The 20,070-nt window shown below is 60.0% G+C and carries 22 protein-coding genes; 15 read left to right on the top strand and 7 right to left on the bottom strand.

Going from position 1 to position 20,070, the window contains the following annotated elements:
- The first annotated feature begins 74 nt into the window (after positions 1-74).
- Positions 75-284, top strand: coding sequence for a hypothetical protein (locus tag DTW90_RS05825; protein WP_132525236.1), 210 nt, complete (start codon positions 75-77; stop codon positions 282-284).
- Between the two features lie 15 nt (positions 285-299).
- Here DTW90_RS05825 and DTW90_RS05820 read toward each other — a convergent pair whose 3' ends face one another.
- Entirely contained in the window at positions 300-1,151 is an 852-nt protein-coding gene (locus tag DTW90_RS05820) for a MurR/RpiR family transcriptional regulator (protein WP_132525238.1), read from the bottom strand.
- A 253-nt stretch (positions 1,152-1,404) separates the two neighbouring features.
- On the opposite strand from DTW90_RS05820, the gene DTW90_RS05815 reads away from it, so the two are divergent.
- On the top strand, positions 1,405-2,130 hold the full coding sequence (locus DTW90_RS05815) for a sulfate transporter family protein (protein WP_149336934.1): 726 nt from the start codon (positions 1,405-1,407) through the stop codon (positions 2,128-2,130).
- On the opposite strand, the gene nth is transcribed toward DTW90_RS05815, so the two are convergent.
- A complete protein-coding gene (gene nth, locus DTW90_RS05810) occupies positions 2,104-2,871 on the bottom strand; it encodes an endonuclease III (RefSeq protein ID WP_149336932.1) in 768 nt (255 codons plus the stop codon). The two genes, DTW90_RS05815 and nth, sit on opposite strands and share 27 nt — an antisense overlap.
- Before the next feature lie 22 nt (positions 2,872-2,893).
- Here nth and DTW90_RS05805 point away from each other — a divergent pair, with 22 nt between their 5' ends.
- Both DTW90_RS05805 and DTW90_RS05800 read left to right on the top strand, forming a co-directional pair.
- Positions 2,894-3,418 (top strand): DUF2244 domain-containing protein, encoded by a 525-nt coding sequence (locus DTW90_RS05805; RefSeq protein ID WP_149337067.1) that lies wholly within the window; start codon positions 2,894-2,896, stop codon positions 3,416-3,418.
- Positions 3,419-3,486: 68 nt separating this feature from the next.
- Positions 3,487-4,359 (top strand): bifunctional helix-turn-helix domain-containing protein/methylated-DNA--[protein]-cysteine S-methyltransferase, encoded by an 873-nt coding sequence (locus tag DTW90_RS05800; protein WP_149336930.1) that lies wholly within the window; start codon positions 3,487-3,489, stop codon positions 4,357-4,359.
- A gap of 5 nt (positions 4,360-4,364) precedes the next feature.
- Here DTW90_RS05800 and DTW90_RS05795 read toward each other — a convergent pair whose 3' ends face one another.
- Positions 4,365-5,354 carry a sugar-binding transcriptional regulator gene (locus DTW90_RS05795; protein ID WP_149336928.1) on the bottom strand — a complete coding sequence of 330 codons (990 nt, stop codon included), beginning with the start codon at positions 5,352-5,354 and terminating at the stop codon, positions 4,365-4,367.
- Positions 5,355-5,824: 470 nt separating this feature from the next.
- Between DTW90_RS05795 and tal the strand changes: the two genes are divergently transcribed.
- Positions 5,825-6,790 carry a transaldolase gene (gene tal, locus DTW90_RS05790; protein ID WP_132525248.1) on the top strand — a complete coding sequence of 322 codons (966 nt, stop codon included), beginning with the start codon at positions 5,825-5,827 and terminating at the stop codon, positions 6,788-6,790.
- A 143-nt stretch (positions 6,791-6,933) separates the two neighbouring features.
- Here the strand turns inward: tal and DTW90_RS05785 are convergent, their stop codons facing one another.
- From DTW90_RS05785 to DTW90_RS05770, 4 genes are all read right to left on the bottom strand, one after another.
- The gene (locus DTW90_RS05785) at positions 6,934-8,100 is read right to left on the bottom strand and encodes a CaiB/BaiF CoA-transferase family protein (protein WP_132525332.1); all 1,167 of its coding nucleotides are present in this window, start codon (positions 8,098-8,100) and stop codon (positions 6,934-6,936) included.
- A gap of 13 nt (positions 8,101-8,113) precedes the next feature.
- Entirely contained in the window at positions 8,114-8,659 is a 546-nt protein-coding gene (locus DTW90_RS05780) for a MaoC family dehydratase (protein ID WP_132525334.1), read from the bottom strand.
- Between the two features lie 66 nt (positions 8,660-8,725).
- Entirely contained in the window at positions 8,726-9,562 is an 837-nt protein-coding gene (locus tag DTW90_RS05775; protein WP_132525250.1) for an amidohydrolase, read from the bottom strand.
- Positions 9,563-9,625: 63 nt separating this feature from the next.
- Entirely contained in the window at positions 9,626-10,414 is a 789-nt protein-coding gene (locus tag DTW90_RS05770; RefSeq protein ID WP_132525252.1) for an IclR family transcriptional regulator, read from the bottom strand.
- A 178-nt stretch (positions 10,415-10,592) separates the two neighbouring features.
- On the opposite strand from DTW90_RS05770, the gene DTW90_RS05765 reads away from it, so the two are divergent.
- From DTW90_RS05765 to DTW90_RS05720, 10 genes are all read left to right on the top strand, one after another.
- A complete protein-coding gene (locus DTW90_RS05765) occupies positions 10,593-11,909 on the top strand; it encodes an extracellular solute-binding protein (RefSeq protein WP_132525254.1) in 1,317 nt (438 codons plus the stop codon).
- Positions 11,910-12,067: 158 nt separating this feature from the next.
- Positions 12,068-12,961, top strand: a complete 894-nt coding sequence (locus DTW90_RS05760; RefSeq protein ID WP_132525256.1) for a sugar ABC transporter permease — start codon at positions 12,068-12,070, stop codon at positions 12,959-12,961.
- Between the two features lie 2 nt (positions 12,962-12,963).
- Positions 12,964-13,830 (top strand): carbohydrate ABC transporter permease, encoded by an 867-nt coding sequence (locus DTW90_RS05755; protein ID WP_149336926.1) that lies wholly within the window; start codon positions 12,964-12,966, stop codon positions 13,828-13,830.
- 5 nt (positions 13,831-13,835) lie between these two features.
- On the top strand, positions 13,836-14,933 hold the full coding sequence (gene ugpC / locus DTW90_RS05750) for a sn-glycerol-3-phosphate ABC transporter ATP-binding protein UgpC (RefSeq protein ID WP_149336924.1): 1,098 nt from the start codon (positions 13,836-13,838) through the stop codon (positions 14,931-14,933).
- A 12-nt stretch (positions 14,934-14,945) separates the two neighbouring features.
- The gene (locus DTW90_RS05745) at positions 14,946-16,058 is read left to right on the top strand and encodes a mandelate racemase/muconate lactonizing enzyme family protein (RefSeq protein WP_149336922.1); all 1,113 of its coding nucleotides are present in this window, start codon (positions 14,946-14,948) and stop codon (positions 16,056-16,058) included.
- A 16-nt stretch (positions 16,059-16,074) separates the two neighbouring features.
- Entirely contained in the window at positions 16,075-16,404 is a 330-nt protein-coding gene (locus DTW90_RS05740) for an L-rhamnose mutarotase (protein WP_149336920.1), read from the top strand.
- A 171-nt stretch (positions 16,405-16,575) separates the two neighbouring features.
- A complete protein-coding gene (locus tag DTW90_RS05735; RefSeq protein ID WP_149336918.1) occupies positions 16,576-17,649 on the top strand; it encodes a Gfo/Idh/MocA family oxidoreductase in 1,074 nt (357 codons plus the stop codon).
- 4 nt (positions 17,650-17,653) lie between these two features.
- Entirely contained in the window at positions 17,654-18,115 is a 462-nt protein-coding gene (locus tag DTW90_RS05730; protein WP_132525268.1) for a MaoC/PaaZ C-terminal domain-containing protein, read from the top strand.
- 10 nt (positions 18,116-18,125) lie between these two features.
- Complete coding sequence (locus DTW90_RS05725; RefSeq protein WP_188079875.1) at positions 18,126-19,262, top strand: extracellular solute-binding protein; 1,137 nt, start codon at positions 18,126-18,128, stop codon at positions 19,260-19,262.
- A gap of 17 nt (positions 19,263-19,279) precedes the next feature.
- Positions 19,280-20,011: an SDR family oxidoreductase gene (locus tag DTW90_RS05720; protein WP_132525272.1), complete on the top strand. Its 732-nt coding sequence runs from the start codon at positions 19,280-19,282 to the stop codon at positions 20,009-20,011.
- Positions 20,012-20,070 lie beyond the last annotated feature (59 nt).

Below are 20,070 nucleotides of genomic sequence, written 5' to 3'. Positions count from 1 at the left end.
GATGTGACAAAGAGCTGCACTCATATCAAACCAAACGTCGAAACGCTTGTTTCGGCTCTTGCAGGTCATGCTCCATGAATGAAGAAGAATTCATCGCCCTTTGCAAAAACGGGAAATTCAAGGAGGCTCTCGCACTCGCCCTGCAGGGCGGCGAGAAGCAGAAATTCTCGCCCAGCCGGTTCTCCATGGACAAGAAAACCGGAAAGCCGATCTTCTACCGGGGCAACAAGCGGGTCGAGATGGACGAAGATGGAGAGTGGCAGTTGGCGAAAAACAGCTGGTAGCCGCAGGGTTCCTCTTCAGCGCAACGGTGCGTCGGCGAACATGCCTTCCAGTTCAGCGATCCGGCGCGCGCGTACTTCGGCCTCTTCACCGGCAGAATGAGCAACGGCTGCGGCGAAGAATTCCAGCAATGCTGTCATGGCCACCATATTTTCCCGGCTGCCTACGCGCAGCGGAGGGAGGGAAAGGGTGGCATTGGCAAACTCATGTGCCCATTCGGTATATTGGCCGGTTACAAGCAAGACCTTGTAGCCCGAGCGCCTGGCCGAACGCGCCAGCAGCCGCGATTTCGAGAAGCGGTGCGAATCGATGATGATCAGCATCGCATCCGTCGACTGGTGGCCGAGCAGTTCGATGTAGCTGCCGTTGTTGCCGGACGAAAAATAGACGTGGTCGCGGGCAGACGTCAGTCGCTCGCAGAAATGATGGCCAAGTCCTGCGCAGCTCTGGTGAGTCGCCACGAAAACCTCGCTCGAAGCGAGAACCATGGCGACGGCATCCAGCCATTGCGGCTGACCGGCGAGATTATAGACATGATGGAGCATCTCGACTTGCTCGGCGATGAGACCTGCAAAGGGACGCCCCTCGTTCACGTCTTTCTGCAGCTGTTCTATGGAATGCGGTATCTGCCACGTCGTGGGCGCCACCGTCTCGCGCAAATGAACCTTGATGCCATCAAGCCCCTGATAGCCCAATGCCCTGAGGAAGCGGCCGACTGTCATCGGGCTCAATTCGAGCCGATCGGCGACGGATGAGGCGGTTTCGAAAGGCAGCTCATTCAGATGATCGGAGAAATACCGGGCGATGCGACGCTCGGCAGGCGTTCCCGATTTCATGTACTGCTTGAGCTTCTGGCTAAGATCTTCCAAGTCGGCCTCGCTGGTCTCTCATCTATTTGGCGATCCTTTGAACACATCAACAATTGATGCGGGTGGGGGACACCCGGGGGTTGCTTCGCAGGTTTAAGTTGTTGTTTTCAAAAGTAGCCCAATATATATTAGGGTGTTCTTCATTACAATAAGCCAGTTGCATTCAATTCTATCCCGCAGTGCGGGAGACCCTTGTCGGCGGCGCAATCTCTCATTACATCGCGAACAACTGCCCATTAGGAATGGCTATTGTATGGTGATCGATGCTGCGCGCCTGGCGCTCGCCAATCTTCTTGCACCGGAGACACGGAAGCTCTTCTGGAAAGTACTTGGCATAACGCTGCTGTTGCTGGTCGGGCTATGGCTCGCCTTGCATGGCGCCATTGTTGCCTTTGCCCTGCCATGGGTCGAAAGCTTCTTTCCGGATCTACCGGATTGGGCGGGATGGGTCGCCTTTGTATTCACGATTTTCGCAGGCGTGGGTCTGGCATTCGGGCTTGCTTTCCTGCTTTCGCCCGTCACTGCTGTTGTCGCCGGCCTTTTTCTCGATGATATCGCCGAGGTCGTGGAGCGGCGCGATTATCCGGCCGACAGGCCGGGCACGGCCATGCCGCTCGTTCCGGCCATGATCGGGTCGTTGAAATTCCTGGGCGTGGTGGTCGTCGGCAATATTATCGCGCTGATCCTGCTCTTCGTGCCGGGCATCAACCTGATCGCCTTCTTCCTGGTCAACGGCTATCTGCTTGGCCGAGAATTCTTCGAATTCGCCGCCATGCGGTTTCGTTCGCCGGAGGAAGCGCGATCCTTCCGGGCAAAGCATTCAACGACGGTTTTCCTGGGCGGCCTGATCATCGCGGCGTTCCTGGCGGTGCCGATCGTCAATCTGCTGACACCGCTGTTTGCCGCAGCGATGATGGTGCATCTGCACAAGCTGCTGAGCGTGCGCGATCCGCTATTCGCCAATCAATTGCGGCGGTAGCGCAACCAGCGGCGCCGGTATGTCCACCGTCTTTTCGGGCGACCGACAGAGATCGGCGATGACGCAACGTTCGCATTCGGGCTTACGGGCCTTGCAGACATAGCGACCGTGCAGGATGAGCCAGTGGTGTGCGTGATAGAGATAGTGGTCGGGAATAACCTTTAAGAGCCGTTGCTCGACCTCGTCAGGCGTCTTGCCCGGCGCAAGCTTGATGCGATTGGCGATGCGGAAGATATGGGTATCGACCGCGATCGTCGCCTGCCCGAAGGCCATGGATAGCACCACGTTTGCCGTCTTGCGGCCGACGCCGGGCAGCATCACCAGCTCGTCGCGCGTCTGCGGAACCTTGCCATCGAACTTGTCGACCAGCATCTGCGAAAGCGCGATGACGTTCTTCGCCTTGTTGCGGTAGAGCCCGATCGTCTTGATGTAGTCGCGGACCTGGTCTTCGCCGAGTTCCAGCATCTTTTCAGGCGTGTCGGCGACCTTGAACAGGGCACGCGTCGCCTTGTTGACGCCGGCGTCCGTCGCTTGGGCCGAGAGCGCCACGGCAACCACCAGTGTGAAAGGGTTGACGTGCTCCAGCTCGCCCTTCGGCTCCGGCCGCTGGATAGAGAAACGCCGGAATATTTCCTCCACTTCCGTCTTCGAATAGGCGCTGCGGACCGTTGCCGGCTTGCGGCGTGTGGTCACAGTCTTTTGTGGGGCCGGGGTAGTGGATTTGAGTTTCGGATTTGCCATGGAAAACCTATACTCATGCGCCATGATGGAACGCAACGGCGATATGAGCAAAGGCGATCCGGGCACTGATCCCGATGGCGACAGGCCGGTCTTTGCGGCCGAGCTTTTTCCCTATCGGTCACTCGGGCGGAAAGGATTCAGGGTTCTTCTTGTGCTTATGGGGACGTTCTGCCTGTTTTATGGCGGCTTGTTCTTCCTCCAGGGCGCATGGCCGATCGGTCTTTTCTTCGGCGCCGATTTCCTCCTTCTCTACGGCGCCTTCTGGCTGAACTATCGCTCCGGCCGTGTTCGCGAGCAGGTCACCGTCTCGCGCACCGATGTTTCCATCCGCAAGGTCTCGCCGTCGGGCCGGGTGGAGGAGCATCGCTTCAATCCATTCTGGGTCCGGTTCCTCGTCCGGCGGCTGCGGGGAGTCGGCATCCGGTCGATGCACGTTCGCGGCGAGGGGCACGACATGGAGATCGGCTCTTTCCTCAGCCCGGAGGATCGCGAGAGCTTTGCAAAAGCGTTTACCGGCGCACTTGCCACGGTAAAGCGTCGAATTTAGCGGTTTCGGCAAGAAACGGGTGGTAACGAAGCACCTGAATGGTCATTTCATGGGCAAGGAGAAAGACCATGAACGCAATCGCTCAGTTCAAGACCGACATCACGCCCGAAGGCGCGGATTACGATACGGTCCGCCGCGTCATCGAACTCATCACCGAGGAGTATCGCGATCAGCCGTCGCTGGAGGCGATTGCTGCGCGGCTCGACCAATCTCCCACGCAGTTGCAGAAGACGTTTACTCGCTGGGCCGGCCTGTCGCCGAAGGCATTCCTGCAGGCAGTGACGCTGGATCATGCCAAGCGGCTGTTGCGGCAGGAAAACCTGCCCCTGCTCGAAACATCGATCGAAGTCGGGCTTTCCGGTCCGAGCCGTCTGCACGATCTCTTCGTGACCCATGAGGCCATGTCCCCTGGCGAATGGAAGGCGAAGGGCGGCGGGCTCGTCATCCGTTTCGGCTTCCATCAATCACCGTTCGGCACGGCGCTTGTCATGGCAACCGATCGCGGCCTTGCCGGCCTTGCCTTCAGCGACAGCGGCGATGAGGCCGCCTGCCTTGACGACATGACCTGCCGCTGGCCGAACGCGCAATATGTCGAGGATACGCAGGCAACTGCGCCCTATGCGGAGCGGGTTTTCGAGCCCGGCAAATGGACATGCGACCAGCCGTTGCGTGTCGTGCTGATCGGTACGGATTTCCAGGTGCGTGTTTGGGAGAGCTTGCTCAAGATCCCGCTCGGCAAGGCCGTCACCTATTCCGATATCGCGCGGGATATCGGCCAGCCGACGGCAATGCGGGCCGTGGGCGCCGCAGTCGGCCGCAATCCCATCTCTTTCGTCGTGCCTTGCCATCGCGCGCTCGGCAAGAATGGTGACCTGACCGGCTATCATTGGGGGCTGACCCGAAAGCGGGCCATGCTTGGCTGGGAATCTGCGCAGGCCTGATGGCCTCAGGCAGCCTTGGCCTGCGCCAGGCCAAGCAATGCTACGGCAGCGCTTTCGTCTGTTATCAGCGTGTTGCAGCCGATGCGCCTGATCGTGGCGCGGATCGCCATTGCGCGATGGGTGCCGCCCGAAGACAGCACGATGTGCTTGGCCTTTTTCAGCGTGTCGAGATCGACCGACATGACCCGGCTGTTGATGCTGTGGTCGATGGAATTGCCGTCGGCATCGAGGAAATTGAACATGGTGTCGCAGACACAGCCGGCATCGATCAGCTGATCCAGCTCCTGCTTGGAAATGAAGCCCTCCGACAGGGAGGTCGAATGCGGGCCGATATCGCCGCAGCTGACGATCGCCAGATCCAGGTTCTCGGCCAGGCGATAGATCGCTTCCAAGCCACATTTCTCGATGAGATTGCGTTTGGTCTCGATGGAATCGACCAGCAGCGGTGCAAGGAACATGTAGCATTCCGCGCCGAGCTGGCTGGCCAGCCTCCATGTATAATCGATCGGATTGGTCTGCTGGACCGCAACGATGCCGCCAAGCAGGGAGACGACCTTGCAATTATCACGACGCGGCGGCCGGAAGCTGGAAAGCGAGGCCGTCATCGTGCGGCCCCAGCCGACGCCGATCGTGTAATTGTCCGGTATGGCTTCGGTCAGGAACTGGCCGAGCGCCAGGCCCACGCACTTGGCCTGGGCATCGGCGCTGCTGTTTGGCGGAGTGGGCACGACGATCGCCTCGTCGAGCCCATAGGCGCGCTCCAGCTTGATTGCCAGTTCGACGCAATCGTCAATCGCCTCGTTGATCCAGATCTGCACTTCGCTGCGTCGCATCGCCTCGTCCAGAAGACGGATAACGGTCGTGCGGCTGATGCCGAGCTGTTCGGCGACTTCCTTCTGGGTGAGACCCTGATTATAATAAAGCCAGGCAGCACGAAGCCTGAGTGACGCCGTCTCGGAATAGGCGGTATGTGTTCCACGTCTCAGTTTGGCCACAGGTCCTCCGGAAACCTCGTCCGTTCATATCGCAGCCGTAGAAGGCGAAATCTGCGCAATTGTGCAGAACGGTTCCTGCGATTTCGGATCTCTTTTCCAGATATTCTATGGCCTGAAACTTATGTCAATTGAAATGCACAAATGTCCTTGACTTTACATCGGCGGAATTGTGATAGTCTGTCGGGAAGCGGGTCCTTGTCCGATCGAGGAGGGCAAATCGTGCGGTTAAACGGCAATCGGTACATCTGGCCAGCCGGACGGTCATTGGCGGCATTTGCGCTTCTTGCAGTCACCGAACTCCATCGTGGTGCCAGCCCGCTTACGGCATCTGGAACATCGCGTCTTTCCCATCGTTACCGAGGTAGTGGAGAGGGAAGTGCGTAAATCCGCCGAAAAATTCATACCGTCTGTCGAACATCGGACGGAATTTCGCACCGGTCAACAGTCCCAATTCAACAAGGATACCTACCATGACATCCAAGCTTGACCAACTCCGTGAGATCACGACGGTGGTTGCCGATACCGGCGACATCGAAGCGGTTGCCCGCCTGAAGCCGGTCGATTGCACGACCAACCCGTCGATCGTTCTGAAGGCCCTCGGCACGCCGATGTTTGCCGACAGCATCAAGGAAGCCGTTGCATGGGGCAAGAAGCAGGGCGGCGCTTCCGAAGCCGTTGCCTCTGCCGTCGCTGACCGTCTTGCAATCTCCGTCGGTGCAGCGCTGTCGAAGCTGGTTCCGGGCCGCGTCTCGACCGAGGTCGACGCCGACCTTTCCTTCGACACCAAGGCTTCGATCGCCAAGGCACACAGCATCATCGCTGCCTACAAGGAACGCGGCATCGAGAAGGATCGCATCCTCATCAAGCTCGCTTCCACCTGGGAAGGCATTCGCGCTGCCGAAGTCCTGCAGAAGGACGGCATCGACTGCAACCTGACGCTTCTCTTCTCGAAGGCCCAGGCCGTTGCCTGCGCCGATGCCAAGGTCTTCCTGATCTCGCCTTTCGTCGGCCGCATCCTCGACTGGTACAAGAAGTCGACCGGCAAGGACTACACGCCGGAAGAAGATCCGGGCGTTCTGTCCGTCCGCGACATCTACAACTACTACAAGGCCAACGACATCAAGACGGTCGTCATGGGCGCCTCGTTCCGTAGCGCCGCCGAAGTCGAGGCCCTTGCCGGCTGCGACCGCCTGACGATCGCTCCAAACCTTCTTGAGGAACTGTCGAAGGACGAAGGCAAGCTCGAGCGCAAGCTTTCGCCCGACATGAAGAAGCCCGCGGCGAAGATCGAGATGGATGAAAAGACCTTCCGCTGGATGATGAACGAAGACGCAATGGCGACCGAAAAGCTTTCGGAAGGCATCCGCAACTTCGCCAAGGACCTCGTCACCCTGCGCACCATGGTCACCAAGGAACTGCAGGCCGTCGCGGCTTGATCTTCCGTTGGTAGACGTGTGATTTGATAGTGAAAAGGCCCCGTTTGTGGGGCCTTTTTTGTTAGAGTGCGGAATTGAGAGCTTGTGGTTGCGGCAGGCGGATGAGGGGCATACGGCACGCCACGCACCGTATGCCCCTGAAACTACTCCCCGCCCGACATAAACTCCGCCCTGATCTCTTCGGATTGGTTTCCGATCGTCGGCGCGGCCCGGTTGTTCTTGTGTCTGACGCCGTTGACGCGGATGGGGCTCGCCGTCGTGCGGACGGAGACGCCGTCGCCGCGGGTAACGGTCTGCAGCATGTCGAGCTGACGGAAGGCCGCTGTCTGCATCAGCTTCGGCCAATCCAGCACCTCCGCGGCCCAGATATCGGCCGGCTGCAGGATCGCAAGCCAATCCCCGACGCTCCTTTCCCTGAGCCGTCCGGCAATCATGCTCTTTACCTCGTCGCGCCGGGAGAAGGCCTCCTCGGGCGTGTAGGTGGCAAGAGCAGGTAAGTCGAGCAAGGGCGCGAGCTTGGAAAGCGGCATCATCGCGACGGCGATCCAACTGTCCGATGTCTGGTAGACGCCGTAGGGTGCTGCGAGATAGGCGTGGGCGTTGCGTACGGAGGATTTCTTCGGCAGGCGGCCGCCGTCGTTCAAATGGGTGGTCAGGACTTCGAACTGGAAATCGATCATGGCCTCGATGAGGCTGGTTTCGACATGCGAACCTTCGCCTGTCATGCCACGGCGTACGAGGCCTGCCAAAATGCCCTGGACGAGGAGATTGCCGGCCAGCATGTCGGCGACCGCGAGGCCGAAGGGAACCGGGCCGTCGTCAGCCTCGCCGTTCAGCCACATGGCGCCGGAGCGGGCCTGGGCCAGTAGATCCTGCCCCGGAAACTGCCGCCATTCATCGGCGGTGCCATAGCCCGTGATGCTGCCATAGACGATACGGGGATTGATCTTGCGCGCCGTCTCATAGTCGAGGCCGAGCCGCTCGATCACACCGGGGCGGAAATTCTGGATGATGACATCCGCCTTGGCGATCAGCGCATGGATACCCCTGAGGTCGTCGGCATCCTTCATGTTGAAGGCAATGCTTTCCTTGCCACGGTTGATCGCGTGGAACAGCGTCGAGTCGCCGCCGATTTCGGTGTCGCTGAGATAGAGACGCCGGCAGAGATCGCCGCCATCCGGCCGCTCGATCTTGATTATGCGCGCGCCGAGATCGCCCAGGCGAAGTGCTGCCATGGGACCCGATAGAAACTGGCTCATATCCAGCACCGTTATGCCGGACAACAGGCCTTCAGCATTCATATTCTTCATCATTCGGCTTTCTTCAGCCTTTCAGTTCAGGTGCATCCGCCGGCCTGCCGTTCTTGTAGCGGACCGTCTGGATATGTTCGCAATAGAGCACTAGCTCGCCTTCGCCCTTGAAGACCTCATAGGAGGATCGGATCAGGCCGAGCTCCACATATTTCGGCTGTTTGTCGAGGTTGGTGCGGATGGTGTAGATCGTGTCGCCGATGAAGGTCGGCTTGATGAAACGCAGCTTGTCGTAGCCATAGGAAAAGGCGTTGATGCAGTTGGTCGCGACGAGGCCGAGGCCAGCGGAGAAGACGAAGGCGCCCGCAACGAGCCGCTTGCCGAACATGCCCTCGGTCTCGGCGAAGATCTGGTCGCCCACGTAAGGATGCATGTCGAGCACGAGCGCATTGAACTGCATCGATTCCCCTTCGGAAATCGTGCGCCTCAGCGAGCGGATCTTGTGACCGATCTCGAAATCCTCATAGAACCAGTTTTCCGAATTCCAGACGGGCAGGGAGGCATGATCCTGCGGCATCGTCTTTGGGTGGGTGCTCGAAATGCCGACTGTGGCGGTCATCGGGTCATCAGTCGTCCGGTTATCGGTCATGGGATCATCTTTCCAATGCTGGATAGCCAGAGCGCTTCAGAGTTTCCAGATGCGCTTGGCGTTGCCGTTGTAGAAACGAGCGCGTTCATCGGCGCTGCAGCCTGAGGTCAGCGCATGGGTTGCCGCAATCCACGTGGTCAATCCGCCGCCCAGCGTGCAGACGGGCCAGTCGCTGCCCCACACGACCCGGTCCCAGCCAAAGCTCTGGATTGAGTGTTCGACGAAGGGACGCAGCGTCTCGACAGTCCAGCTTTCCGGATCGGCATAGGCAACGACGCCGGAGATCTTCACCGTAACGTTAGGCCGCTTGGCGATCTCGGTCATGCCCGATTTCCAGATCTCGCTCACGCCGTCCTTGACGGCGGGAACGCCGCAATGGTCGAGAATGAACTGGATGCCGGGGTTCAGGTCGACCAGCGCAATCGCCTTCTGGATCTGATGGGGCAAGACACAGAAATCGAAGGTCAGGCGCGTGCCGGCAAGGCGTTTCAGATTTTCGCGAAAAAGCGCTCCCTCAGAGAGATCATCGGGCACGACATGCAGGACGCGGCGAAATCCCTTGACGAAGGGATCTGCAAGAACCCGATCGAGATAGGCCGGGAACCCATCCTCTTCCGGGCGGCAGGAGGCGATCGCGCCGCGGATCAGGCTGCCCGGTTGCCGCGAAAGCTCCTTGATATAGGCGGTTTCCGCTTCGATATCCTCCGGCGCGACATCCACTTCCATGTGGAGCGTATCCGAAATGCCGGCGCGATGGGCGTCGCGGGCATATTCCTCATAAAGGCTGTCGCGGTTCAGCGCACCGGCTCCCGCAAGCCAGGGATAGTTCAGCTTCGCACGGTCGACGACGTGCAGGTGCGTATCGAAAAGCATGGTGATCCTCCCCTACATGCTATCGACATATACTCACAGAAGAATAGTTTATTCAAATAAAAATTATAGCTCCGCTTCGTCGACCGTTCCTGCCACGGTCTCGGAGATCTGCCGGGCGGCGTCGCAGACGTATTCGATAACCTTCTCATAGCTCGGCGCGTTGCCGTTGACCGGCTGGATATAGGGACAGGTCATGGCCGCCAGCGCATTGCCGTCCATCGCCAGAACCGGTGCCGAGATATTTCGGACACCCGTGGTCTGCAGGCTGTCCATGGTCTCGAAGCCCTTTTCCCGGATGATCTGCAGCTTTTCGTTCAGGTCCTCGGGTTCGGGAATATCGTCATCGCGGCGCTGCTGCTCGGTGATCATCATACGCCGCTGCTTTTCATCCCGGAAGGCCAGGAGGATGTGGCCGGAACCGGTGTTGAAAAGGTTGATCTGGGCGCCGACGCGAATGGAGATGCCCCAATAGGTCGGCGAATCCTGCTGGGCGATGACGACGACGGAGCCGCGGTCGAAGACGGCGAGATGACAGGCTTGTTCGGCGCGATTGGAGAATTCGCGCATCAGTGGCGTCGCGAAGGAGACGAGGCGGCGCACCGGCGCATGGAAATGGGCAAGGCCGAAGAGCTTAAGCGTCAGATAAAAGCGATCGCCCTCCTGGCGCTGGACATAGCCGCGGCGCACCAAGCGGTCGAGCATGCGGTAGAATTCGTTCGGGCTCTTGCCGAGCTGCTTGGCGATTTCGGCCTGGGTCAGGCCGCCATCGATCCGCGACAGCAGCTCGAGAATGTCCAGTCCCTTGTCGAGGGCGGGGGCGCGGTAGCGATCGTTCTCATCATCCAAGGCCATCATCTTTCCTTCATGCGTACATGCCGTTTGGAATTCATATATGAATGAAAATGATTTGCAAACCCGGTGACCGGAACGCTTGACGCTCGATAAATATGATGTTTACATATGAATTATCGATCCATATTTGGAAATCGATTGTCGGGCAAGAGGGTCCGAGCTCAAGGGAGGAGTTCCTATGAAGAAGTTGGGAGCCGGTCTAGTCGCCGGTTTGATGGCGTTTCTTGCCAGTTCCACGGCATGGTCCGCGGATCTGCCCGGAAAATTCGATGGCGTGACGATCGATGCGAAGATCATCGGCGGCCAGCAGTATGAGCCGCTCTATGCGCGCATTGGCGAGTGGGAGAAGGCGACCGGTGCGAAGGTCAACGTTCTTTCGAAGAAGAACTATTTTGACCTCGACAAGGAAATCAAATCCGACATGGCGTCAGGCAACATCACCTGGTGCGTCGGTTCCAACCACTCTTCCTTCGCGCCGATCTATGAAGGCCTCTATACGGACCTGAAGCCGCTGCTACCGGCCGACGAAATCGCCAAGTTCGTCGATTCGACGATCGCTGCCTCGACCATCGACGGCAAGCTGGTGATGCTGCCGCGCGCTCAGTTCGACGTTTCCGCCCTCTATTACCAGAAGAGCCTCTATACCGACGAAGCCAAGAAGAAGGCTTTCAAGGATAAGTTCGGCTACGAGCTGGCGCCGCCGAAGACCTGGAAGGAAGTCAGCGACCAGTCGACCTTCTTTGCCAATCCGCCGAACTTCTACGGTACCCAGTTCCCCGGCAAGGAAGAAGCGATTAACGGTCGCTTCTATGAAATGCTGGTTGCCGAGGGTGGCGAGTATCTCGACAAGGACAAGAAGCCGGCCTTCAATTCCGAAGCCGGTGTACGCGCGCTCGACTGGTTCGTGAACATGTACAAGGCGAAGGCCGTTCCGGCCGGCGTCACCAATTATCTCTGGGATGATCTCGGCGCGGGCTTTGCGTCCGGCACCGTGGCGCTTGACCTCGACTGGCCCGGCTGGGCCTCCTATTTCAACGATCCGAAGTCCTCGAAGATCGCGGGCAATGTCGGCGTCGTCGTTCAGCCGGTCGGCTCCTCCGGCAAGCATACCGGCTGGTCCGGCCATCACGGCTTCTCGGTAACGGAAGCCTGCCAGCACAAGGATGCGGCTGCATCGCTCGTCTGGTGGCTGACCAACGAAGACAGCCAGAAGCTCGAAGCGGCAAACGGCACGCTGCCGACCCGCAAGGCTGTCTGGGATTGGGATATCGCCCAGGCCGCCAACGATCCCTACAAGAAGGAATCGCTCGGCGCCTTCCAGGAAGCCATGAAATACGCCTTCCCGGTTCCGCGCACGCCGGAATGGATCGAAATCTCCAACGCCGTCTATCCGGAACTGCAGTCCGCCATCCTCGGCGACAAGAGCTCCAAGCAGGCGCTGGACGATGCCGCCAAGAAGGCGACCGATATCCTCAAGGATGCCGGCGATCTCTGATCGCCTGACCGATGCTCCGCACCCGGAAACGGGTGCGGATGTCTGAACATGACTTTGGCCAGTACCCATCCGGCCGGTCTGCCAAGGCTAATGTCCTCAAGCTGCGGCGTCACGAAACTGCGTTCCTCATTTTCGGGAATGCGCGGACAGGTACATCAATGTTCAAAAAAATATCTCCACCGGTCCTGCTTCTTCTACCGGCGTTCATCGTTCTTGCGGCGGTGGTTATCTTCCCGCTGCTGCTGTCTCTTTATTCCAGCTTCACGCCCTTCCGGCTGACGCGGCCGAACACGCTTTTCGTCTTCATCGGCCTGCGCAACTATACGCGCATCCTGACCGATCCAGTCTTCCTGGCAGCCTTCGTGCGCACGGTCATCCTGTTGACGATCGCGTTGAACCTTGAAATGCTGCTGGGCCTAGGTCTTGCGCTGCTCGTCAACAAGGCGACGCATGGCAAGCGCGTGCTGCGCACGCTGATGATGTTTCCGATGATGTTTTCGCCCGTCCTCGTCGGCTTCCAGTTCAAGTTCATGTTCAATGACAATGTCGGCATCGTGAACAACGCGCTGCAGTCACTGGGGCTCACTACCGATGCCATTCCCTGGCTGATCGACGGCAATCTCGCGCTGCTTTCCATCGTGATCGCCGAAGTCTGGTCTTCGACATCGGTCTTCGCAATCCTGATCCTGGCCGGCCTGCTCGCCATGCCGCAGGAGCCGGTCGAGGCGGCGCGCGTCGATGGCTGCACCTCGTGGCAGACCTTCCGCTATGTCACCTGGCCATTCCTGATGCCCTTTGCCTTCATCGCCATGACGATTCGCTCGCTCGACGTCGCGCGCGCCTATGACATCGTCAAGATCATGACCGATGGCGGTCCGGCGCAGCGCACCGAACTCCTGTGGACGCTGGTCGGGCGCACCGCCTATTCCGATGCGCAGATGGGCCTCGCCAACGCCATGGCCTATGTCTCGATCATCCTCTCGATCGTCTTCACCGTCTATTTCTTCCGCAAGCTTGCGCTTGCCCGCACCCAGATCGGAGCGGAGTGGTAATCATGGATCGCAACGCTGAACAACGCGTACGCCGCCGCATCGGAAAAGTCCTGCATCTCGTCGGGCTTTTCATCGCGATGCTCATCATCTGCCTTCCGGGCGTCTGGATCATCCTCAGTTCGCTGAGGCCGACCGTCGAGATCATGGCGAAACCGCCGGTCTGGATCCCGCATGAAATCTCGCTCGAAGCCTATCGCGACATGTTCGGCGGGCTCGGCCATGGCGGCATCCCGGTCTTCGACTATTTCCGCAATTCGCTGATCATCTCGATCACCTCGACCGTCATTGCGCTGGCGATCGGCATGTCGGGCGGCTATGCCTTCGCCCGCTTCCGCTTCACCGGCAAGTCTGCCGCCTTCCTGGGGCTGATGCTGACGCGCTCCGTACCAGGCGTGGCGCTGTCGCTGCCGCTCTTCATGGTCTATTCGCGCATCGGCATCATCGATACGCATTTCGGCCTGATCCTCACCTATGTGGCGCTCAACGTGCCCTTCACCATCTGGCTGATCGACGGCTTCTTCCGGCAGGTGCCGAAGGATCTGGCCGAGGCCGCGCAGATCGACGGCTGCACCCGCTGGCAGGCCTTCTGGCAGGTGGAGTTTCCGCTCGCCGGTCCCGGCATCGCGTCGGCAGGTATCTTCGCCTTCCTCACCTGCTGGAACGAATATGCGCTGGCCTCGCAGCTGACGCGATCGATCAATTCCAAGACGTTGCCGGTCGGCCTGCTCGATTATACCGCCGAGTTCACGATCGACTGGCGCGGCATGTGTGCGCTCGCCGTCGTCATGATCGTCCCGGCGCTCATCCTCACTTTCATCATCCAGAAGCATCTCGTGTCCGGCCTGACGTTCGGCGCGGTCAAAGGTTGAATTCGATGGCTCAGGTTTCGCTCAAAAAACTCGTCAAGCGCTACGGCGCGCTGGAAATAGTCCATGGGATCGATCTCGACATCAAGGACAAGGAATTCATCGCGCTGGTCGGCCCCTCCGGCTGCGGCAAGTCCACGACGCTGCGCATGATCGCCGGGCTCGAAGAGGTCTCGGGCGGCGCGATCGAAATTGGCAATACCGTCGTCAACGACCTGCCGCCGCGCGACCGCAACATCTCGATGGTGTTTCAGTCCTATGCGCTCTATCCACATATGACGGTGCGCGAGAACATGGGCTTCTCGCTGAAGATCGCCAAGCAGCCGCAATCCGAGATCGACAAGCGGGTCAACGAGGCGGCCGCTATTCTCAGCCTCGAGGCGCTGATGGATCGCCGTCCGGCGCAGCTTTCCGGCGGCCAGCGCCAGCGTGTCGCCATGGGCCGCGCCATCGTGCGCCAGCCGGAAGTCTTCCTTTTCGACGAGCCGCTGTCGAACCTCGATGCCAAGCTGCGCACGCAGATGCGCACCGAGATCAAGAAGCTGCATGCCAAGGTGCAGTCGACTGTCATCTACGTCACCCACGACCAAGTCGAGGCGATGACGCTTGCAGACCGCATCGTCATCATGCGCGACGGCTATATCGAGCAGGTCGGCACGCCCGATCAAGTCTTCAAGAAGCCTGCTACGCGCTTCGTCGCAGGCTTCATCGGTTCGCCGCCGATGAATATCGTCGAGGGCACGGTGCAGTCGGGCGCGATCGTCTTTGCGAATGGCGACAAGTTGCCGGTGCCGGAACAATTCAAGGCGAAGGTTAAGGAGGGCGACAAGGTCGCCTTCGGCCTGCGCCCCGATGACATCTTCCCGACCGGCCATGGACTGCATTCGGGACAGGCTGCCGATGTCCACGAACTGACGCTGCCGGTCGCGATCACCGAGCCGCTCGGCAACGAGACGCTGGTTTTCGTTGAGTTCTCCGGCCGCGAATGGGTGTCGCGCATGCTCAATCCGCGTGCGCTTAAGAGCGGTGAGCAAATCAAGATGAGTTTCGACCTGTCGCAGGCCCACCTGTTCTCGGTCGAAACCGGCAAGAGCCTGGCAGTCTAAGGAGTAACTGATATGGCCCGGATCGAAAAAATCGAATTGCGCATGGTCGACCTGCCGCCGAAGGTGAAGCGGACGGACGCCATCCAGAGCTTCGTCTCCCAGGAAACGCCGATCGTGACCATCACCGACAGCGACGGTGCCGTCGGTATCGGCTACAGCTATACGATCGGCACCGGCGGCTCCTCCGTCATGCGACTGCTCTCCGACCATCTCGTGCCGCTTCTGATCGGCGAGGATGCCGATTGCATCGAGGCGTTGTGGCACAAGATGGAATTTGCCACCCACGCCACGACGATCGGCGCGATCACGGCCTTGGCGCTTGCCGCGGTCGATACCGCGCTCTGGGACCTGCGCGCCAAGAAGCAGAAGCTGCCCCTCTGGAAACTAGCCGGCGGCGCAAAGGAAAGCTGCCCGCTCTACACGACCGAGGGCGGCTGGTTGCATATCGCCAAAGAAGCCCTCGTCGAGGACGCGCTGGCCGCCAAGGCCAAGGGCTTTACCGGCTCGAAGGTCAAGATCGGCAAGCCGCACGGCGCCGAGGATTATGACCGCCTCTCTGCCGTTCGAAAGGCGCTGGGCGATAATTTCGAGATCATGACCGACTGCAACCAGGGCTTCACGGTGGATGAGGCGATTCGCCGGGCAGCGCGCCTTGGCGAGCTTGATCTCGCCTGGATCGAAGAGCCGCTGCCGGCCGACGATCTCGACGGCCATATTCGCCTGACGCGTTCGACGCCGACGCCGATCGCGGTCGGCGAATCCATGTATTCAATCCGCCATTTCCGCGAATATATGCAGAAGGGTGCCTGCTCGATCGTTCAGGTCGATGTCGCCCGCATCGGCGGTATCACGCCCTGGCTGAAGGTGGCGCATGCGGCCGAGGCCTTCGACATTCCCGTTTGCCCGCACTTCCTGATGGAGCTGCATGTCAGCCTTGTCTGCGCGGTTCCGAACGGCAAATATGTCGAATACATCCCGCAGCTCGACGACCTGACCACCAAGGGCATGGAGATCCGCGACGGCCGTGCCATCGCTCCATCAGAGCCCGGCATCGGCATCGAATGGGATTGGGAGGCGGTCAAGGCGCGCTCGATCGGCGAGTTCACGACCGAACATCACGGATAAAGAGGAGGGGACGGTCATGCAGCGTATGGGAATGGTGATCGGCCTGGAGGCCTCGAAGATTGCCGAATATAAGGCGTTGCATGCCGCCGTCTGGCCGGAAATCCTGGCACTGATCTCCGAGTGCAACATCACCAACTATTCCATCTTCCTGAAGGAGCCGGAAAACCTGCTCTTCGGCTATTGGGAATATGTCGGCTCCGACTTCGAGGCTGATATGGCGAAGATGGCCGCTAGCCCGAAGAACAAGGAATGGTGGGCGGTCTGCATGCCTTGCCAGAAGCCGCTCGAGACGCGGAAAGAGGGCGAGTGGTGGGCAATGATGGAAGAGGTGTTTCATCATGGATGAGATCTTTACCTCCCCCTTGAGGGGGGAGGTCGCGCGGGTGGGGGTGATCGCCACACGCGCCGAGCTTGCCGCAGTCACCCCACCCCGGACCTTCGGTCCGACCCTCCCCCTCAAGGGGAGGGTAGGTTACCCCTTCTCCCCGCTGGGAGAAGGGACTCGCGGAGATCTCCCATGACCTTTGACCCGACCACGCTCCGCCAATGGTGGCCGAAACCCTCCGGCCCCAAGCCCATCGTCATCTTCGGCGCTGGCAGCATCGTCGGCGATGCGCATTTGCCGGCCTACAGGAAGGGTGGTTTCCCGGTCGCCGGCATCTTCGATCCGAATGCGGACAAGGCCAATGCTCTGGCGGACCAATGGGGTATCAGGGCCTTTGCCTCCGAGGAGGAGGCGCTGGCGGCTGATGGCGTGATCTTCGATCTTGCCACGCCGCCAGCCGCTCATGCCGCGATCCTGTCGAAACTGCCGCGCGGGTCCTTCGCGCTGATCCAGAAGCCGATGGGAAGCGATCTTAATCAGGCGAGCGAAATCCTGAAAGTCTGCCGCGAGCGCGACATCAAGGCGGCGGTGAATTTCCAACTGCGCTTCGCGCCGATGATGCTGGCGCTCTATGATGCGGTCGAGAAGGGGCTGCTCGGCGATGTCGTCGATTTCGACGCCTGGCTGGCACTGGCGACGCCGTGGGGCCTTTGGCCGTTCCTGAAGGGCTTGCCGCGCATCGAGATCGCCATGCACTCGATCCACTATCTCGATTTCGTCCGCGGCCTGCTCGGCAATCCGCAAGGCGTGCACGCCAAGACGATCGGCCATCCGAACCACGACGTGGCGCAAACGCGCACCGCCGCCATCCTCGACTATGGCGACAAGGTGCGCTGCGTTCTCTCGGTCAACCACGATCATGATTTCGGCCGCAAGTTCCAGGCCTGCGAGTTCCGGATATCGGGAACGAAGGGTGCGGCTTACATAAAGCTCGGCGTCAATCTCGATTACCCCAAGGGTGAGCCGGACGAGCTTTGGATCCGCGCCGAGGGTGAGAGCGAGTGGAGCGAGGTGACGCTCGAAGGTGCCTGGTTCCCGGATGCCTTCGTCAACCGCATGGCCAATCTCCAGCGCTTTGCATCAGGCGAGGACGAGACGCTGGTCGGCTCCGTCGAGGATGCCTGGCAGACCATGGCGCTGGTCGAGGCCGTCTATCAATCGAGTGCGGCGCCGGCAACGCCCATCGCCGCCCTTCCAAAGGCCTGAGGACATGGCAGAACAGACCATCTATTTCGAAGACTACGAACTGAATTCCGAACGCATCACCACGGGTCGGACGATCACCGAGACGGATTTCGTCGTCCATGCCGGCCATACCGGCGATTTCTTCCCGCATCACATGGATGCCGAATTCGCCAAGACGCTACCCGGCGGGCAGCGTATCGCGCATGGCACGATGATCTTTGCAATCGGCGTCGGGCTGACGGCCTCGCTGATCAATCCGGTTGCCTTCTCCTACGGCTACGACCGGCTGCGCTTCATCCGGCCGGTCCATATCGGCGACACAATCCGCACGCGGGTGACGATTTCTGCCAAGGAAGACGATCCGAAGCGGCCGTCGCAGGGCCGCGTCGTCGAGCGCTGCGAAGTGCTGAACCAGCGCAATGAAGTCGTGCTGGCCGCCGACCATATCCTGCTTGTCGAGCGCAAATCGCCAACCACGGAAGTTTGAGAGAAGATTGATGACGAAACTCAAGGGAATGACCTGGTCGCATCCGCGCGGCTATGATCCGATGGTGGCCTGCTCCAAGGCCTGGCTGGAACAGACCAGCGTCGAGATCACATGGGAGAAGCGCTCGCTGCAGGATTTCGAATCCTTCGCGGTCGAGGAGCTGGCGGCAGCCTATGACCTGATTGTCATCGACCATCCGCATGTCGGCCAGATCACCCGCGAGGATTGCCTGCTGCCGCTCGACGACGGCAAGCATGACGCGGAACTCGCGGCGATTGCGGCAGGCACCGTCGGGCGCTCCTATCCGAGCTACAATTGGCAGGGGCGCCAATGGGCCTTTCCGATCGATGCGGCAACGCAAGTTCAGGCTTACCGGCCGGACCGGCTGGAAGGCCCTGTCACGGATCTGCGCGAGATCGCGACACTGGTCGAAAAGGGCAGGGTCATCCTACCGATGCGTCCGCCGCATTCGCTGATGACCTTCTATACGCTGGCTGCTCACCTGGGCTTCCCCTGCAAGGTCGAAGGGCCGGAACTGATCGCTGAGGCCGACGGCGAGATCGTGCTCGATTGGATGGCGCGTCTGGTCAAGGGCATGGACAAGTCCTGCTACGAGATGGACCCGATCGCCGTGCTCGATCTGATGTCGGAGCCGGACTGCCCCTATGACGTCGCCCCCTTCATCTACGGCTATGTCAGCTATTCCTTCGAGAAATTCCGCCCGGTGCGCATCGCCTTTGCCGATATTCCAGTGATCGGCGGGCGTCCTGCCAACGGCTCGGCGCTTGGCGGCACCGGCATTGCGGTATCGGCAAAGACGCAGTCGCCCGAGGAGGCGAAAGCCTTTGCACGCTGGATTGCCAGCGGTCCAGTTCAAGCCGGCATTTACGCCGCCGCCAATGGGCAGCCGGGTCATTCCGATGCCTGGGTGAGCGAGGCGGTGAATGCCCGGACGCTCAATTTCTATCGAAATACGCGCGCCACGCTGGAGGGTGCTTTCGTTCGGCCGCGGCATGATGGCTACATGGCATTCCAACAGGACGCATCTGATGTTCTGACCCATGGACTGCGTGACGGCGAACGTCATAGTGTCATGCTGGAAAAGCTGAACACGCTCTTTGCGCAATCATTTAAGACCGGAATCTGACAGAAAGGACCGAGACAATGGGACACGGACTTGAGGGCAAGACCGTATTGATTACTGCGGCGGGCCAGGGCATCGGCCGTGCGAGCGCCGAGCGCTTCATCTCGATGGGTGCCCGCGTGATCGCGACCGATATCAACGAGAAAACGCTCTCGACACTGGAAGGCGCCGAAACGCATGTTCTCGACGTATTGGACGGCGGGGCGGTCAAGGCATTCGCCGGGAAGATCGGCGCTATCGACGTGCTCTTCAATTGCGCTGGTTTCGTCCATGCGGGCACGATCCTCGATTGCGAAGAGAAGGACTGGGACTTCTCCTTCAATCTCAACGCCAAGGCGCAGTATATGACCTGCCGGACCTTCCTGCCGGGCATGCTGGAAAAGGGCAAGGGCTCGATCGTCAACATGGCGTCGGTTGCTTCTAGCGTGAAGGGCGTGCCGAACCGCTTTGCCTATTGCGCCTCCAAGGCAGCCGTGATCGGGCTCACCAAGTCGATCGCTGCCGATTTCGTCACCAAGGGTATCCGCGCCAATGCCATTTGCCCCGGCACCGTCGACAGCCCCTCGCTGCACGACCGCCTGCGCGCCACGGGCGACTATGACAAGGCGCTGAAGGATTTCATCGCGCGCCAGCCCATGGGCCGCATTGCGACCGCCGAGGAAATCGCCGCGCTGGTCACCTATCTCGCCGGCGACGAGGCAGGGTTCACCACCGGCCAGATCCACGTCATCGACGGCGGCTGGACAGGCTGAGGTCGCTATCGATCACAACAACAAAGACCCCGCCCCGGCGGGGTCTTTTCGTTTCGGCG

This window comes from Neorhizobium sp. P12A, from assembly GCF_008365395.1.
In the GTDB taxonomy this organism is placed as follows: Bacteria; Pseudomonadota; Alphaproteobacteria; order Rhizobiales; family Rhizobiaceae; genus Rhizobium.
Note: the sequence above shows the minus strand (reverse complement) of the source record. Positions and strands in the feature narration are given on the sequence as shown.